Source organism: Rhodococcus sp. SJ-3 (assembly GCF_051918125.1).
In the GTDB taxonomy this organism is placed as follows: domain Bacteria; phylum Actinomycetota; class Actinomycetes; order Mycobacteriales; family Mycobacteriaceae; genus Rhodococcus.
This window is the reverse complement of record NZ_CM123306.1, coordinates 5154592-5170784: the sequence shown is the minus strand read 5'-3', so window position 1 is coordinate 5170784 and position 16193 is coordinate 5154592. Positions and strand designations below refer to the sequence as shown.

Annotated in this window: 16 protein-coding genes; 7 read left to right on the top strand and 9 right to left on the bottom strand. The window is 65.0% G+C overall.

The window, feature by feature from the left end; all coding sequences use genetic code 11:
- Positions 1-13 precede the first annotated feature (13 nt).
- Genes ACTDXD_RS24130 through ACTDXD_RS24120 form a run of 3 tightly spaced genes read left to right on the top strand, consistent with a single transcriptional unit; the run spans position 14 to position 3135 of the window.
- The gene (locus ACTDXD_RS24130) at positions 14-661 is read left to right on the top strand and encodes a TetR/AcrR family transcriptional regulator (RefSeq protein ID WP_440124701.1); all 648 of its coding nucleotides are present in this window, start codon (positions 14-16) and stop codon (positions 659-661) included.
- Positions 661-2190 carry a glycerol-3-phosphate dehydrogenase/oxidase gene (locus tag ACTDXD_RS24125; protein WP_440127776.1) on the top strand — a complete coding sequence of 510 codons (1530 nt, stop codon included), beginning with the start codon at positions 661-663 and terminating at the stop codon, positions 2188-2190. The genes ACTDXD_RS24130 and ACTDXD_RS24125 overlap by 1 nt, the downstream gene beginning before the upstream one ends.
- A 42-nt stretch (positions 2191-2232) precedes the next feature.
- Positions 2233-3135: a macrolide 2'-phosphotransferase gene (locus tag ACTDXD_RS24120; RefSeq protein ID WP_440124700.1), complete on the top strand. Its 903-nt coding sequence runs from the start codon at positions 2233-2235 to the stop codon at positions 3133-3135.
- Positions 3136-3140: 5 nt separating this feature from the next.
- Here the strand turns inward: ACTDXD_RS24120 and ACTDXD_RS24115 are convergent, their stop codons facing one another.
- The 5 genes from ACTDXD_RS24115 to ACTDXD_RS24095 form a co-directional block, all read right to left on the bottom strand.
- A complete protein-coding gene (locus tag ACTDXD_RS24115) occupies positions 3141-3785 on the bottom strand; it encodes an MBL fold metallo-hydrolase (protein ID WP_440124699.1) in 645 nt (214 codons plus the stop codon).
- 147 nt (positions 3786-3932) lie between these two features.
- The gene (locus ACTDXD_RS24110) at positions 3933-4310 is read right to left on the bottom strand and encodes a hypothetical protein (protein WP_440124698.1); all 378 of its coding nucleotides are present in this window, start codon (positions 4308-4310) and stop codon (positions 3933-3935) included.
- Between the two features lie 200 nt (positions 4311-4510).
- Entirely contained in the window at positions 4511-4990 is a 480-nt protein-coding gene (locus ACTDXD_RS24105; protein ID WP_440124697.1) for a hotdog fold domain-containing protein, read from the bottom strand.
- 78 nt (positions 4991-5068) lie between these two features.
- Positions 5069-5611 carry a CGNR zinc finger domain-containing protein gene (locus tag ACTDXD_RS24100; RefSeq protein ID WP_440124696.1) on the bottom strand — a complete coding sequence of 181 codons (543 nt, stop codon included), beginning with the start codon at positions 5609-5611 and terminating at the stop codon, positions 5069-5071.
- A 353-nt stretch (positions 5612-5964) separates the two neighbouring features.
- Positions 5965-7323: a cytochrome P450 gene (locus ACTDXD_RS24095; protein ID WP_440127775.1), complete on the bottom strand. Its 1359-nt coding sequence runs from the start codon at positions 7321-7323 to the stop codon at positions 5965-5967.
- Positions 7324-7689: 366 nt separating this feature from the next.
- Between ACTDXD_RS24095 and ACTDXD_RS24090 the strand changes: the two genes are divergently transcribed.
- A complete protein-coding gene (locus tag ACTDXD_RS24090) occupies positions 7690-8922 on the top strand; it encodes a DUF222 domain-containing protein (RefSeq protein WP_440124695.1) in 1233 nt (410 codons plus the stop codon).
- Between the two features lie 127 nt (positions 8923-9049).
- On the opposite strand, the gene ACTDXD_RS24085 is transcribed toward ACTDXD_RS24090, so the two are convergent.
- The 3 genes from ACTDXD_RS24085 to ACTDXD_RS24075 form a co-directional block, all read right to left on the bottom strand.
- Complete coding sequence (locus ACTDXD_RS24085) at positions 9050-9391, bottom strand: hypothetical protein (RefSeq protein ID WP_440124694.1); 342 nt, start codon at positions 9389-9391, stop codon at positions 9050-9052.
- Between the two features lie 224 nt (positions 9392-9615).
- Positions 9616-10326, bottom strand: a complete 711-nt coding sequence (locus tag ACTDXD_RS24080) for a cold-shock protein (protein ID WP_440124693.1) — start codon at positions 10324-10326, stop codon at positions 9616-9618.
- A 100-nt stretch (positions 10327-10426) separates the two neighbouring features.
- Complete coding sequence (locus tag ACTDXD_RS24075; RefSeq protein ID WP_440124692.1) at positions 10427-11665, bottom strand: Glu/Leu/Phe/Val dehydrogenase dimerization domain-containing protein; 1239 nt, start codon at positions 11663-11665, stop codon at positions 10427-10429.
- Positions 11666-11814: 149 nt separating this feature from the next.
- Between ACTDXD_RS24075 and ACTDXD_RS24070 the strand changes: the two genes are divergently transcribed.
- From ACTDXD_RS24070 to ACTDXD_RS24060, 3 genes are all read left to right on the top strand, one after another.
- Complete coding sequence (locus tag ACTDXD_RS24070) at positions 11815-12768, top strand: LysR substrate-binding domain-containing protein (protein WP_440124691.1); 954 nt, start codon at positions 11815-11817, stop codon at positions 12766-12768.
- 495 nt (positions 12769-13263) lie between these two features.
- A complete protein-coding gene (locus tag ACTDXD_RS24065; protein ID WP_440124690.1) occupies positions 13264-14010 on the top strand; it encodes a hypothetical protein in 747 nt (248 codons plus the stop codon).
- On the top strand, positions 14007-14549 hold the full coding sequence (locus tag ACTDXD_RS24060) for a GNAT family N-acetyltransferase (protein WP_440124689.1): 543 nt from the start codon (positions 14007-14009) through the stop codon (positions 14547-14549). The genes ACTDXD_RS24065 and ACTDXD_RS24060 overlap by 4 nt, the downstream gene beginning before the upstream one ends.
- A 22-nt stretch (positions 14550-14571) precedes the next feature.
- Here the strand turns inward: ACTDXD_RS24060 and ACTDXD_RS24055 are convergent, their stop codons facing one another.
- A complete protein-coding gene (locus ACTDXD_RS24055; RefSeq protein ID WP_440124688.1) occupies positions 14572-16161 on the bottom strand; it encodes an ABC transporter substrate-binding protein in 1590 nt (529 codons plus the stop codon).
- Positions 16162-16193 lie beyond the last annotated feature (32 nt).

Sequence of the window (16193 nt, the reverse complement as noted above, 5' to 3'; positions counted from 1 at the left end):
TACAGTTTTACACATGACGCCTGTTCGTAACGACACATTCAGTGATGCGCCGTCACGGCACCCACTGTCGCCCGATTCCGACCCACCCGGCGACAGCATCGAGAACAAGATCCTCGACGCCGCACGCTCCTGCTTGCTCGACTTCGGACTACGGCGCACCACCCTCGCCGAAATCGCTCGACGCGCCGGCGTCAGCCGACCCACCGTCTACCGCCGGTGGCCGGACACGGACTCGGTACTCGCCGACCTGCTCACCCGGGAGATCCGTGCCGCACTTCCCGACACACACGGCGTCGGGCCTACCCGTCCGCTCCTGGTCTCGGCAGTCGTCACCGCCGCCCACGACATCGGAACCCATCCGATCTTCGAGAAGATCCTGCGCACGGACCCGGAAGTGCTCATCACGTACATCGTCGACAGGCTCGGTACCAGCCAACGCGCCATCCTGGACGTCCTCGTTTCCGCGATCACGCAGGGCCAGAGCGATGGCTCCGTCCGCGGCGGCGATCCCCACACGCTCGCGGCATTCGTACTGCTCACCGCCCAGTCGACGGTGCAATCCGTTCGCATGATCAGTGAGTTCGTCGACCACCGAGCGTTGCTCGACGAACTCGGCCACGCCATCGACTCCTATCTCGCGCCCGCGGAAAGGTCTTCATGATGATGCCCGCCGGGCCGAGCTCGCTCAATGCCGTCCGTCGCAGTCGCGAGCTCGAGCAGCTCGGTGAGCAACCTGCCGTCGACCTGCTCGTCATCGGCGGCGGCGTCACCGGCGCCGGTGTCGCCCTCGACGCCGCCAGCCGAGGACTGAGCGTCGTCCTCGCCGAACGCCACGATCTCGCGTTCGGCACCAGCCGTTGGAGCTCGAAGCTCGTACACGGCGGACTGCGCTATCTCGCATCCGGCAACGTCGGTATTGCTCGGGAAAGTGCCGTCGAACGCAACATCGTCATGACACGCACCGCACCGCATCTCGTGCGGCCACTCCCCCAGCTCGTCCCGCTCCTGCCGTCCGTGGGGGCTGCCGAAGCCGCCTTGGTCCGCACCGGGTTTCTCGCCGGTGACGCGTTGCGCGCCACCGCAGGAACACCGTCCACCGTCCTTTCACGATCCCGGCGCGTCAGCGCGCAGCGCACCGCAGAACTCGCGCCGGCTGTCCGGCGGGCCGGGCTCCGCGGCGGCCTCCTCGCCTACGACGGCCAGCTCATCGACGACGCCCGGTTCGTTGTCGCGCTCGCTCGCACCGCCGCCGCACACGGTGCGCGCATCCTCACCCGTGTGGACGCCCGCGACGTCACCGGTGAGGGTGCCACGCTCCGCGACACCCTCACCGGGAGCGAACTGCATGTCCGTGCCCGCGCCGTGGTGAATGCCGCAGGGGTGTGGGCCGGTCGCGTCGATCCCACCATCCGGCTGCGCCCGAGCCGGGGTACGCACGTCGTGCTCGACGCGGCAGCACTCGGGAACCCGGCTGCCGCGCTCACGGTGCCGATCCCGGGCGAGCGCAACAGGTTCGTGTTCGCTCTCCCCGCCCAACTCGGCCGCGTCTACCTCGGTCTGACCGACGAGGACGCCGCGGGCGAGTTACCGGACGTCCCGCGCGCCACCGACGGGGAGATCGATTTCCTGCTCGACACGGTCAACACGGCACTGGCAAAAGCACTGACCCGAAACGACGTGCTCGCGTCCTTTGCCGGACTCCGCCCGCTGCTCGACACCGTCACCTCCGACGGCGGGGGCGCGACGGCCGACTTGTCGCGCAAGCACGCGGTCATCAGGGCCGAGGGCAGACCGATCGGCATCGTCGGCGGCAAGCTCACGACCTACCGGAAGATGGCCGAAGATGCCGTCGACACAGCGCTCGAGGTGGCGGGCCTGACTGCGCGACCGTGCCGTACCCGGCATCTGCCGGTGGTGGGGGCTGCGCATTCCGCCACGCTCCGCACGGTGCATGCGCCGCAGATGCTGGTGCAGCGCTACGGAACCGAGGCAGCGATCGTCGCCGCCGATCCCACTCACATGGAGCCGATCGCCCCCGGACTCGACATCACGCGAGCAGAAGTGCAGTTCGCGGTGAGCCACGAAGGCGCACTCGACGTCGACGACGTACTCGATCGTCGCACCCGAATCGGGTTGGTTCCGGAGGATCGCGCGCGTGCCGAGGACGCGGTCTCCGCAGTATTCGAGTGAAACCGTTGGCCCCGGCCTACACAGAGATGAAATCGTGGGGCCATGACCTCCTTCGACGTCTCCGCCGCCATCTCGCTCGCCGCCGCGCACGGCCTGCACTTGTCCGCTGCGGATGCCACAGTGAACGAGGCGGGCCTGGACTACCGCGTCGTCATGGCCACCGACGACACCGGGCAGCGCTGGGTGCTGCGCGTACCACGCCGCGACGATGTGTCGGCAGGCATGGCCGCCGAGATGCGTATCCTCGATCTGGCCTCCCCCGTCCTGTCCGAGGACGGTATCGCCGTCCCACACTGGCAGATCCGCACCCCCGAGCTGATCGCCTACCCTGCCCTGCCCGGCGCGCCCGGATTGACTCTCACCGGCACCGGAGAACCCGTCTGGCACATCGATCCCGCCAGCCCCGACTACGCCCAACGGTTGGGACGTCTGTTGGCCCGCCTGCACTCGATCGGCGCGCAACAGGCCGGGGCCGCGGGCATCGAGGTACGCAGTCCCGCCCGGGTACGCCAGGCGTGGCGAGACGACATCGAGCGGGTGAGTGAGGCTTTCACCATCGCGCCTGCTCTGAGCCGAGCGTGGCAGACCTGGCTCGAGGACGACATCTGCTGGCCGGACGACACCGTCATGACGCACGGTGAGATCTACCCGGCGCATGTCCTGCTCGGCGAGAGCGGCGCGATCACCGGGGTCCTGGACTGGACCACCGCTCGCGTCGACGACCCGGCCCGCGATCTGGCCGCCCAATACGGCGCCGCCGGCGAGGAGATGCTGCACGTCACCATCGACGCCTACGCTGCCGCTGGAGGACGCCCCCACCCCGGGCTCGCAGCCCAGGCAGGACATCTGTGGGATGCGTCCCCCATCGGATACGCCCTCTACGCCCTGACCACGGGTGCAGAGTCCGATCTCGCATCGGCAGCCGCCATGCTCGACCCGGCCTGACGACCTCAGCGCGTCACGGCGCCGGACAGCCCGACCAGAGCCTGGTCGAGGTGGGCCTGCCATTGCTGGGGGTCGATCCGATGTACCGCCGACTCGCTGGGGAACGCACTCGAGATCACCACATCCGGCGTGAGCGTGCCCAGCAACCGCAGGCTTTCGGCGAGGGCGCGGGAGTCGCTGTAGCCATCGATGTAGCCTGCCGTCCATTCTCCCGAGGCACCGACGAACAGTGTGTCGCCGGTGAACAGGTAGCGGGCTCCGTCCGCGCCCGGAACCAGGTAGCAGATGCTCCCCACCGTGTGCCCCGGTGTCGGGATGACCTCCACCCCATTGCGGTCGGTGTGCCGATTCGTCAGCGGGACGTCGATGCGTGCATGCGGGCCGATCGCGTCGGCTTCGGCCGCGGATGCGTGCAGCTTCGAACCGAACCGCTCGGCTATCCTTCCGAGCATCGGGCCCGCTTCGTCCTGGTGAGACAGATATTGATCAGTGAACCCGCCTCGTCGCTCCAATTCGGCGAAGTCCGCCTCGCCTGCGACCGAGTAGAACAGCACGTTGGTGCTTCCGGTCCACAAGTAGGCATGGGTGGTCAGACCGGGAAACGGGTTGTCTTGTTGTGTTTCCCACAGATCAGGCAGAACTTGTCGCATCGTGATTCCTCCTCGTTGTCGGTGTCGCACCACGACTCAACGGTGCAACCTCGAGTCCACTCGAGGTCAAGAACTCACGAGGACGCGGTCTCCGCATTCGAATGGAACTCACCGGGCCGAGCTCGAACGACGGCAAAGCCCCACAGACTACTCATCACTCGACTCACGGCACGGTGTCCCGCCAACGAATTCGAGCGCTTCGCCTGCGACCTGACGCCACGTGGCGAGCGTTGCGTCGAGATCATCGTCGTCGACAGGGAGGGACACCCATTCCTTCATCGTCCGTTTGCCCATCGTGACTTCGTCGGCAAGTCCCGAGTCGAGCATCTCCAGTGCGCGATGCCGTGGAAGTTTGACGATCAGACACCTGCCGGAGCCGACGAAGGCGAAAACCTTGCCTGCGATCCGCAGACCTGGACTGCGGAACATCGTGCCGACCTCGATGTCGGGATCGCGGCGGTACTCGGTCGCGAGTCGGTCGAATAGCGCTCGTGCCCCGCCGGGACTCTCGGCTTTCTCACGCATGGGTTTCTCCTGGCGCGATGTGCAGCATGATGCTGTTCCAGGAGAGACGGTACCGCGCATTGCCGAGACACACCGGTGTATCCCCAGAGTCTTCTTCCGAATCGAGAACGAGTTCGTGGCCGCACGGAAAATGCAGCTGACTATGCAAACGTGGATTCCACGGCGAGTCTTTTCGAGAGCGTACGTCGCGCCGGGGCGAGTCAGCGCGGCGTGACCCAGATTGTGATGTCCGCGTGTACGACCTCCGCACCGGTTGTGTCGTAGATACGCACGGGGACAACGAGTTCCAGCCCTTCGGTAATGGACGCGAAATCCGGAAGCGAATCGAGTTCGGCCACCGCACGGAGACCGGATTCCGCCTTGGCGAGGTACCGGGTGGACATGGCCTTCGGGATCCACCGATGCGTCGAGGGCACTGTCGCCTCGGCGAGCATCCCCATGGCCGCTTCGGCGAGGTTGCATGCGGCGATCGCGTGGAAGGTACCGAGATGGTTGTGTACGCCCCACCATTTCGGGGCTCGCACCTCGCAGCGACCCGGCTCGAGCGCGGTGACACGGGGTAGCACCGTCGCAAAGAAGGGGACGCGCACGCACATCCCCACCGAGAAGAGCAGGGAGCCCACAGCACCCCGCGGCAGCTTCAGCCAGGTTCGGTATGTCGATGTCACCGCAGGTTGCATCCCGCCACCTTACTCCAAAGTAAGAAATGGCGAGGTGGCGACGAAGCGAATCGGCTCGCGTCTCGTCTCGGCCTCGACTCAGCGCTCGGATCTACCCCTCGCCCGATGCCGACGGACGGCATCGCGGTTCGCGCAGCGCACCGAGCAATAACGCTGACGTCCATTGCGGGTGATGTCGACAACGACAGCGGAGCACGGATCACCCGGAACCTGCCCCGCAGCACATCGCCCCAGACGGTGCATTCCGCGGGTGGTCAGATGCAGCGCCGTGCCGACACTGATGATGGATCGGAGTACGTCGGGTAGAGATTTCTCTTCGGCGCGGTAGTGCAGGTGCCAGCCCTCTCCGTCATGATCCGTCAGTCGCGGATACGCCGAGGCGGTGGCCATCTGTGCGTTGAGCAGGCGTGCGCGCTCCTGCGGATCGGACGCATCGACGACGGTCAGCCACTCGTCGATGACCTCCCGGGTGAGCGCATGATCGTCGGGCCCCTCGGCGAATTCCATCGTCATCCCGACATCCCGGGTTCGGGCCTCGATCTCGGCGCGCGTGGCCGGCCAGTCGTTGGCCAGTGACGCAGCGAGGACGACCGCATACTCTCCGTAAGGGTTGAGATGCATAACGGCATTACATCATGGTGGTACGCATGCTCACACGCGAAACCCTCCACGATCCCGCACCCGTACCCGTACCCGTACCCACCGTCCAGCACGAACACGGATGGGGCGTGGAATCCCGCCACTCGACCTCGATCGGTCTTGTACTCTACGTGCGGTGCGCCACATGCGGCGCGCGGCGTGTCGATCTGCGCGCGCACGACGAGACTAAGCCCCCTCCCACCGCACTCAGCAGACCAATCGATGATCGACCTCACGAGAACTGATGCTTGGATCTGGAACGAAACAAGGAACGGCTCCGACGAATCCCGGTGACCGGGCGCAGCGGCTACGCACAGTCTCGCGTCGGCTCATGTTCACCGAGCACGCAGCTGAAGCCGGAGGTCCTCCGGCCTGATCGTCAGCATTTCGGACACCGACAATTCGTATCCGGGAGTGGGCACTACGTCGAACCGCATGAGGATTCGAGCGAGCGCGAGCACCGCCTCGTGCAGCGCGAACTGCCTTCCGATGCAGGCCCGCGCCCCTACTCCGAACGGTTTGTAGGCATGCGCCGGGCGGGCACGCACGTGAGCCGGAAGAAACCTGTCGGGATCGAACTCGTCCGCATCCTCACCCCACAACCGACGGTCGCGGTGCAACGCAAGCAGGACCACCAGAATCGTGGCACCCTTTCCGATCGGATACCCGGACAGCGTCGTGTCGGCACGTGCTTTGCGGAAGAAAGCCGGACCTGCCGGCCACAACCGCAGGGTCTCGTCGACGATCCGCCTCACATATCGCAGTTTCGCGACCTGCTCGAACTGTACCGCCGCGCCGTCACGTCCGACGACGTCCTCGATCTCCGCCCGTGCCCTGTCCACGATATCGGCGTTCAGAGAAAGATAGTGCAGCGCGAAAGACAATGTGCCTGCGGTCGTCTCGTGACCTGCGATCAAGAAGGTCAGCACCTGATTACGGATGCTCTGGTCGGAGAGCAGTTCGCCGGTATCGGGATCAGGGTACTCGAGCATGCGCTGGAGCAGGTCGTCCTGCCTCGGCGTCTTCCCGCCTCGACGAGCGGCGATGATCCCATCGACCGAATGCGTCAACAGAGCGATGTCCTTCGGATTCTGCCGCAGCGCTTTCCAGCCGAAGATCTCTCTCAGTACGGGTACATCGTTCGCGGTTCTCGATGCGAACGACAACGCTCGGGTCATCGCTTCGACGAACTCGTGGCGCTCATTTGCGAACGAATCGAAGGAGTAGCCGAAACCTGCCCGTCCGATCACTTCCAACGTCAGCCGGTTCATATCCGATGAAATATCCGAGGGCTCTCGATCGAGCCGACCCGTCCAGAAGTCGCACAGTTCTTCGACACACTGGGCCATCGTGTCGTGGTAGTTGCGCATCGACGCCTGGCTGAATGCGGGCATCAGTACGTTGTGGGCTTGTGCCCATGCCGGCTCACTGTTGAAGGCCGTGAACAGCCCGTCACCTGCAAGGTCGCGTAGGTTCTTCACCGGGGGCACGACTGCCTTCGCGAACCGGGACTCGTCGAACACCTCGGCCACGGCATTTCCGCCCCCGACCACGATCACCTTGCTGCCGACGATATCGATCTCGAATACATCCCCCAGTTCGCGCACGAACTCCGTCTCACGCTGAACTGGCCGCTTCGGATCGAGCCTCATTGCATCCCCGATCAACGGCATCCGCCACGAAGGCCGTGGCATCCTTGCGTTTTCGTTCTTCTGCACCACTGCCGCAGGCGTCGCGCCCCCCGACTTGCTCCCTTGCGTACCCATGTGAGCCAGTCTGCCCGACCGATGGCAGCCACGATTCAGCCCACCCCTCACGTGAGATGAATCAATGTGTGCACCAGACGAATCCGCGCTCAGACTTTCGCCGTGTCACCCCCTGGTTGTTCGCGTGACCCGTCGGGGAATGTCCCCGGCGAACTCTTGCAGTCTGCCTGCCTCGAACCCGAGCCTGCCGGAGGTCCCGACTTGCCCCGCAACCACAAGGGAGGCATCTCACAGGGATCGAAGCTTTGTTCTAATTTCCTTGCACCTCGAATATCAGTTCGATACAGTGTTTCCATGGGTGGGGACCTATGGAAACTCAACGACACACAACTGATGGCCGAGACACTCGCCATCTCCGCCGACATCCATGCCCTGCAAGTGCAGCGGGTGGACCTGATCATCGCGATGGTCGAACGCGACACAGTGAAAGAACACGACTACCGCAGCCCCGCACACTGGCTCGCCGCAGCCACACACCTCGAAATCGGCGAATGCCAGCGCATCACGTCACTCGCGCAACTCCTGCGACTCGAACCCGAAGTCCACGCCGCCTACTCGGCAGGCGCGCTCGACGCCGAGAAAGCCCGGCAGATCGCCTACTTCTGCCAGCACTACCCCACAACCATGAACCCCTGCGACTTCACCAAAGCCCGCACCATCCTGCTCGACCACGCCAGCCAGAACATCGCCACCAAAGCCACCGTGCGGGCACTGATCCACCGACTCGAACACCTCTTCGGCACCGGCGACGGCCCACCACCGGGCGAAGACACCGACCGCAACGAACTGTTCGTCTCCACCACCCTCCACGGACGCATCGTGATCAAAGCCGACCTCGACGCAGTCACCGGCGCACGCCTGCGGCACCTGCTCTCACCCCTGGCAGCACCCCGCCCCGAAACGAACGGCATCACAGATGACCGACCCGCCTCGAAACGCCACGCCGACGCCTTCGCACAGTTGCTGCACCTGGTCGAGACCACCGGAGTCGTTCCCGTCGAAGGCAGCGTGAAACCCCACCTGTCGATCACCGCCTCGATCAAAGACCTCACCACCAACACTGCGGTGAAAGAACTGTTCACCCACAGCCCCGAACACGGCTACGCCACCGAACCCTGGGCCGGACCACTCTCCCTCGACACCGCCCGGATGCTCGCCTGCGACTGCCAGATCACCCGCATCCTGCTCGACGACCACGGAGTACCCCTCGCACACGGACGCACGCACCGCTCCGCCACCACCGCGCAGCGACGCGCCCTCGCGGTCCGCGACGGCGGATGCGCATTTCCGGGGTGCACCACACCCCCGGCATGGGCCGACGCCCATCACATCGATCATTGGGTCGATGGTGGTAGCACCGATCTGGATAATCTGGTGCTGTTGTGCGGGCATCATCACCGGTTGATGCATCACACCGGCTGGGACGTCGAACTCACCGAAGAACGCCGGCCGCAGTTCATTCCGCCGGCGAGTGTGGACCTGTTCCGCACACCGATACCGGGGAACAGACCGGATCTGGTCGCTTGAGCTCCACGTAAACAGAACACAGCCACCGTCACCAGGGCACCCGTGTGCCCTGGTGACGGTACGTGCCAGGACGCGGGGCCGACGAGATACCCTGCGCGGGAACCCACCAGAGGAGCGACAGGAAGATCTACTTTCCGGCGAGCCGGTCGGTAGGGAGGTGTTGCACCGGTCCCGGCGAGCGCGGATCCACGACCCATACCTCTCCGGCGACGATCCAGATCAGCCCGCCGCCGTCATAGGACACCTCCGGGTACGGCGAACGAACCGCCAGGCGGCACTGCAGGGCGAAACTGACCCGATCGAGTATCGACAGCAGGCAGTACCAATCGCTGAGAGGATTCGGCTCGATGTTCGGATCATCGCTCGCATGATGCACGACCCACACCCATGGACCAGCGGTGCCGCCCGAATGTCCTCTTACTGCAGCAGCTTCGACGTCACCGACGGTCAAGTCATGGCGGATCGTCACCTGCCGACCTCGCGGATCGACCAATCTCGGAGGATCATCCCCGACGAAGAAGGAGCCGGGCAGCGGAGACAGGGGCGGGCCGAGGCGCAGATGTCCCTCCTCGTCGAGGACAAAGAGCCGGGAGTGCCCGTTATCGGAGCCCGTTCCGATATCCAGTACCGCTGCGCCACGACCCGGCCGCGGGCGTCGACCAGACGTGGTGCAGTCCGCGATAGTGCCCAGCTTCAGCTCGGCTGCTGCTCTACCCGAGTCGCGCGATACCGGTAACCGTCCTGATCGGTGACCTGCTCCCAATCCAGCATGACGGTCGCTCCGACCTGCACACTGCGAAAGCCGTCGCCGACGATGTTGCTGAAGTGGGCCCAGCAACCACCAGGGGTCTGCTCGGAATCGATGACTCCCCAGCCTTCCTCGTCGTTCCACATCCGGACCGTGCCGGTGGTGTGGCCGGTGATCCGAGCTACGGACGGAACCGGCTCCGAGGGGTCGGGAACCAGCTCCTCGATGCTGCCGTCGGAGTGGAGCGACCACGCTCGCGCCCCGAAAGGGGTCGGTCTGATGAATGGCTGTTGTCCGACCGGCCACGCTCGCACACATTCGTATGCGAAGCCCTTGTCCGCCGTGTCGAGGCGAGTCCACTCGAACTCCACCTGCTGACCCTGTGCCAGGGCAGGGAACCCGTCCACCGCGACGGCTCCGAAGCTGACGTGGCATCCACCGGGTACGTCGTCGCTGTCGATCACGCCCTGCATGTGCTCGACATCCCAGCTGCGGACCACGCCTCGACTCGGCACCGCTTCCCCACCTCGCTCCTCACGGCCGGCGACGACTGCAGCCGTCTCGGAGCCGGATGCGCTGCACCCTGCCTGTGTGCCCGCTGCGGCCGACGCTGCCAAGACCGTCGAGGCGGCCACAACCAGAACTGTCCTGCGCACCACGTCTCCTCGGAATCCGGTCCTCGGATCTTCCGCGGATCGCCGTCCACAGCGTGTCAGGTGACCGGCACAACCTTCCAGCCGAAAGCACACGCACCATTCACGGGATGGTGAGCATCTGCACCGCGAGGGGATCAGCAGGCACCGACGCACTGTGGTGCGCCGCAACCAGTTCCCACGCGGTCTGACGCGGCGCCGCTCCGTACAGGACCCACCGTTCGAGCAGTATCGCGACCTTGGCCAGCATTTCGGTCCGCAAACGCAAGAACGAGTCTTCGGGGTCCACACCGACGTGACCGAGCAGCACCCACCACGCCCACGCGACGGCACCGGAATTGGCGACGAAGTCCGGTACGACGGGAATACCCCGGCCGGTGAGGACCGTCTCGGCTTCCGGTGTGGTCGCGGCGTTGGCTGCTTCGATCACGACCTTCGCCGCAACCTGGTCGACGTTGTCGGTGGTGATCGCGTAAGAGATCGCGGCAGGCACGAAAATATCTGCCGCAACACCGATCACAGCCTCGACCGGCCATTGCTGCACATTCGACGGGACGCGGGACCTGTCGATTTCGCCGTATCCGTCTCGCAGATCGAGCAACGCCGGAACGTCCACTCCGTCAGCGCAGTACAACGTGCCGAGGGCATCAGCGACAGCTATCACGCGTACGCCGGCTTCATGCAGGTACCAAGCGGCGCCGCCGCCCATGGTGCCGACACCCTGGATCGCCACCGTGGTCTCGGACGGAACCCAGCCCTGGGCGTGCATCGTGCCGATGCAGGCCTGCGCGACACCGTAACCGCCGACCACATCACCGAGCAGAAAACCACCGGGGACCGGGGCGTTCAATGCGCCGTGAACCCGATGCAGCGTCCGCTCAGGGTCCGCTGACCGCCCGATCGCCGCGTGATAGGACTGCTGCAGGCCGAGCCTCCCGAAGACTTCGTCGAGGAGGTGCTGTGGCACCCCGAGATCCTCAGCGGTCACCCAGTGGGTATCGAGCCACGGCCGCATCGCCTGGCAGAACCGTTCGAGAACCCCGACGGCGCGAGGATCCTTCGGATCGAAATCGATGCCACCTTTCGCACCCCCGACCGGTAGGTCGAACACGGCGGTCTTCGCTGCCATGCCTCTGGCGAGATCCTCGACCTCGGACATCGTGCAGCCCGCCCGCATGCGCGTACCCCCGGTCGACATGCCGGAGACCGACGTGTGCACGACGAGGTAGCCGTGAGCTCCGGTGAGGGGGTCGGTCCAGGTCATGCGCAACAGTGGCTCACGGTTGCCACCTTCTCGGTCGTTCGGGCCTGCCCCGAATCCGCGTTCCATTGTTGTGGTCACCCGAGTCACCCCACTCATCCTCAGAAAGTTGTCGGCACCGCAGATGGTCGGCCGATAGCGTCAGGGTGCCTTCGCTGATGATGCGGCGTCCAGTTACGAAACCTGAAGGATTGCGTTCACGGTTACTTCACAGCGCCTACCCTGACGACATGGAGCTGTCTCTGCGACGGTTGCGGATGCTTCGGGAGTTGCATCGCCGAGGCACGGTGACGGCTGCGGCGCAGGCCTTGCATTACACCACATCCGCCGTGTCACAGCAGCTCACTCTGCTCGAACGTGAGGTCGGGGCAAAGCTTTTCGAGCGACGCGGCCGGCGGGTGCAGCTTACCGAAGCGGGCCTGATCCTTGCCGAGCATGCCGAGGAGATCATGCGGTCGGTGGAGCGCGCCACCACCGCCCTCGAGCGGGCACAGGATGGAGTCAATGCTCGATTGACGGGGGGTGTCTGGGCATCTGTCGCGTCGAGCCTGCTCCCGAATGCGCTGATGTTGCTGGCCGCCGACTATCCCGGTATCGAGGTGCGGACGAAAGAACTCGCACCGGAGGAGACGGCGGGCGCGGTGCTGGACGGCACGCTGGACTTCTCGTTCGTCATCGACTACTCGGACTATCCGATGCCGTGGGATCCGGAACTGACCAGGGTGGTCATCGCGGTGGAGCGACTGCACGCCGCGTTACCTCAGGGCACAGCCTCGGCCAGGACCATGACGCTGACAGATCTCGCAGAGCACCCCTGGATCCTTGCCGGACCCCGGTCCCATTTCGGGCGCGCAGTGCGTCTGGCCTGTCAACGTTACGGATTCGAGCCTCGGATCAACCATGAGGTCGGCGAGCAGGCGACCGCGCTGGCGATGGTCGCGGCAGGCCTGGGCGTCACCCTCGTCTCCGATCTGGGTCTGACTCTGCGTCCTCCGGGAATCGAGGTCGTCGCACTCGCCGAACCGCTGATGCGGACGATTTCCATAGCGTATCGAGGCTCGGATCTCCATCGGCAACCGCTGCAATTGGTGATAGACGCGGTGCGCGACGCGGCGACCGCGCAAGGACTCGCCGTGCGACCATCGTCTCCGGAGCCGACGGCCCAGAGTTTCCCCCGCGACTGATTACCGCAGAAATTCACGTGCCCCGGCGGCACCGAGTACGCCATACTTTCCTGTTCATTGACGCAGGAAAGAGAAGGGCAGGCGGATGGCGACAGTAGTCGAACAGGCCGACGGCACCCGCATTCACGGGTCGGGAAAGTTGTCGGCCGAACGTCTCCAACACGAATTGGCATTGCGACGGCGGGCGCATCGAATCCCGGGCCGGCGGAAGCACGACGGGAAGGGTGGTCGTCGTCAACAGCGCCGAGCGGCAGCATCGTCGTGATGAGGCCGATGCGCTATGCCGATGTGCTAGGCCTCAGTCCCAAGGGATCCTCACGGGCCGATGAGTCCGCTACTGTGTCGGGGTGTTGTCCGCTGCACGTAACTGGTGGCGGCCGCTACTGCGGCCGTGACGCTTGCGTGTGTCCCGAGTCGCCTGCGCTGGCGGCTCGGCCCTGTTGATCACGCCGGATGTCCGCGCAGGCAGGCTCCCAATCCTATGGAGTTCCTTCTATGCCTAGCGACCCTCGATCAACCACCGGCACCACTGCCCCACCGAACGTCATCGGCGACATCTTGGTGTCCTCCCGGTCGATGACGGAGTACAGCGCGATGTTCGCTCTCTCCCCGGCCGACCTGCGCCGTCAAATCCTCGATTGTCCCGGTGGCACCGCCAGTTTCACCGCCGAGGTGTGTGCCGCCGGTGGCGACGTAACCGCGTGCGATCCAGTGTATGGGCAGTACACAGCGGATGCGCTCGCTGCTCTCGGGCAGCGGGGAACCGAACGTGGCAACCGCTACTGCCGCACCCATTCGGACGAGTACATGTGGACTTTCTTCACCGATCCGGAGCATCACTCGTCCTCCCGTAGCGCCTCCGGACATCGGTTCGCGGACCATCACCGCGCGCACCCTGAGCGTTACATCGCCGGTGCGCTACCTCGACTGCCGTTCACCGACGAACGTTTCGATCTTGTGCTCAGCTCCCATTTTCTGTTCAGCTACGCAGACCGGCTCGACCTGTCGTTCCACCACCGCGCCGTGTGCGAGCTCATGCGCGTCGCCGCGACCGAGGTACGAATCTTCCCGCTCGTCGGCATGGGATCGAACAGATACCCGAATCTCGAGGTCTTGCGAGACCGGCTCGCCGACGATGGCATCACCACCGAGATCCGCAGCGTCGACTACGAATTCCAGATCGGCGGCAACGAGATGCTCGTGTGCTCACGGGACTCTGCACTGTCGGATGAGCAGCGGTGACAACATCGACGGAATCGATCGTGAGGTTGTCGGTGCAGGATGCCGGTGAGCTATTCACGTTGCAACGCGCGGCGTACGTCACCGAGGCGCAAGCCCACAAAGACCTGAGCCTTCCGCCACTGACCCAGTCACTCGACGAACTCGCGAGGGGACTCGTCGACCCGGAGGTGACCGCGTTCGGATTGCGTGTGGGAGGTGCGCGGCTCCTCGCGGCCGTGCGTGTCCGGTTCTCTCCGACGGAGTCTCACACCGCAGAGGTGGGGCGGCTCGTCGTAGCACCGGACATGCAGGGCGAAGGCCGCGGGAGCCGACTCCTCGAATTCGTCGAAAAGAACCTTCCCGACCAGGTCCAGGAACTCCACCTGTTCACAGGTGAACACAGTCGCGGCAACCTACGGCTCTACGCCCGGTTCGGCTACGAGGAAACACACCGCACACCGACACCGGGAGGTTACGCGCTGGTCAACATGATCAAGCGGCGTGTCGCGTCCGGGCCTGCATTGTCGCCGTCACTCCTCCGTCTTCTCGACAATCCGTAATCCGCCACGGAGACACCGCGGACTATCCCGTTGTCCACAGCAACTCCGGTCGGATCGAGCCCATCCCGTACATCTGCACACCGTGTACTCCCTCACCGACAACGGCGGCAGGCGCGGTGCGGATATACCAGACTGCGGGATTCAGATCGACGATCCGCTGCTGCGCGGTCGCATAGGCCGCACTGCGGTCGTCCAACTGGTCGGCTGTCCGGCCTTCGTCGATGGCAGCGTTGAGCTCAGGGTCATCGATACCCGCGAAGTTCCCGGGAGAGTCGCCGTGGAAATTTGCCCATAGCGCGGTGTCGGGGTCGAGGATCGTCGCCGACGTGATCGCCACATCGAAATCGTAAGTGTTCAGCCGTGGCAGAGCTGAGGTGAAATCCAGGACCTCCACCCGGACGTCGACGCCGTCGAACGTGCTGAGCTGCGCTTGGACGGCCTCGGCGATGGCCTTGTTCTCGACCGAGGTGTAGGCCAGGAAGGTGAACGACACAGGCTTGCCCTCTGCGGCGAGTTCGTCGAACAGCTTCTGGGCTGCGTCCGGATCGTGCGCAGGGATCGGAATGTTTGCATAGAACGGTGAGGACTCGTCGAACAGGGCCCGTGGTAGTTCCGCACGCCCCGCGAAGACCACCTCGTTCAGGGCGTCGATGTCGATGGCGAGCGCGAGTGCCCTTCGAGCGCGTTCGTCGTCGAACGGCGCACGACGCGTGTTCAGCGCCAGAAACTGCCCGCCACCGGTGGGTTCGACGAGGGTGCGGAGGCCGGCGTCCTCGGCGCGTCCGAGCGACGCCCAGCTCCCCTCGATGGCAAGACCGGCTTGGCCGGAGACCACGGCGTTGATGCGTTGGTTCGTGTCGCCGTTGTGGACCAGTTCGATGCCGTCCAGGTAGGGCGCAGGCTCGAATTCGACGTTGCGCTCCAGCATGATCCGGTCCTGTCGCCGCCACTCTGCCATGGTGAACGGGCCGGCCCCGACGGGATCGTCGTCGAATGCCTGCCGTCCGGCCTCGAGCGCCGCCGGGGAGGCAATCCAGTTCAGACCGCTCCACACCACGGACTGGGCGTAGTGCGGGTTGGGTGACTGCAAGGTCACCCGCAGCGTGAGGGAGTCGGTCACCTCGAGGGCGGCGATCTGCGAGGCCTGGATCAAAGATGGTGACCCGGAAGCTTCGTCGCGCATCCGCTCCCAGTTGTAGCGGACGGCTTCGGCATCGTAGGCGGTTCCGTCGGTGAAACGTAGGCCGTCGCGCAGTGCCAGTTCGAAGGTTGCGCCACCGTCGGCGGTGTCGAACGACTCGGCGAGCACCGGCGTGATCTCGAGTGTCTCGGGATCGTTGACCAGTAGCGTTCCGTACAGGGCATTGCCGATGAGACTGTTCGAGACCCACGCGTTGACGAGAGTGGCCGGATCGAGCGAACGCGGCTCACCGCCCTGCACGACGGTGACCGTCCCACCCTGGATCGGGTCGCCGGTATCCGCATCAGTTTCGGCGTTGCCCGTTGTTCCCCCGCCCCCGCATGCTCCCAACACCAGGGCCATAACCGCGACGAGCACCGGCACCAACATCGTGCTGCGGCTCTCCGGTCTGCGACGGATGAAGTTCGACATCTGGACTCCTCCACTGGAGCGACTGCACGAGC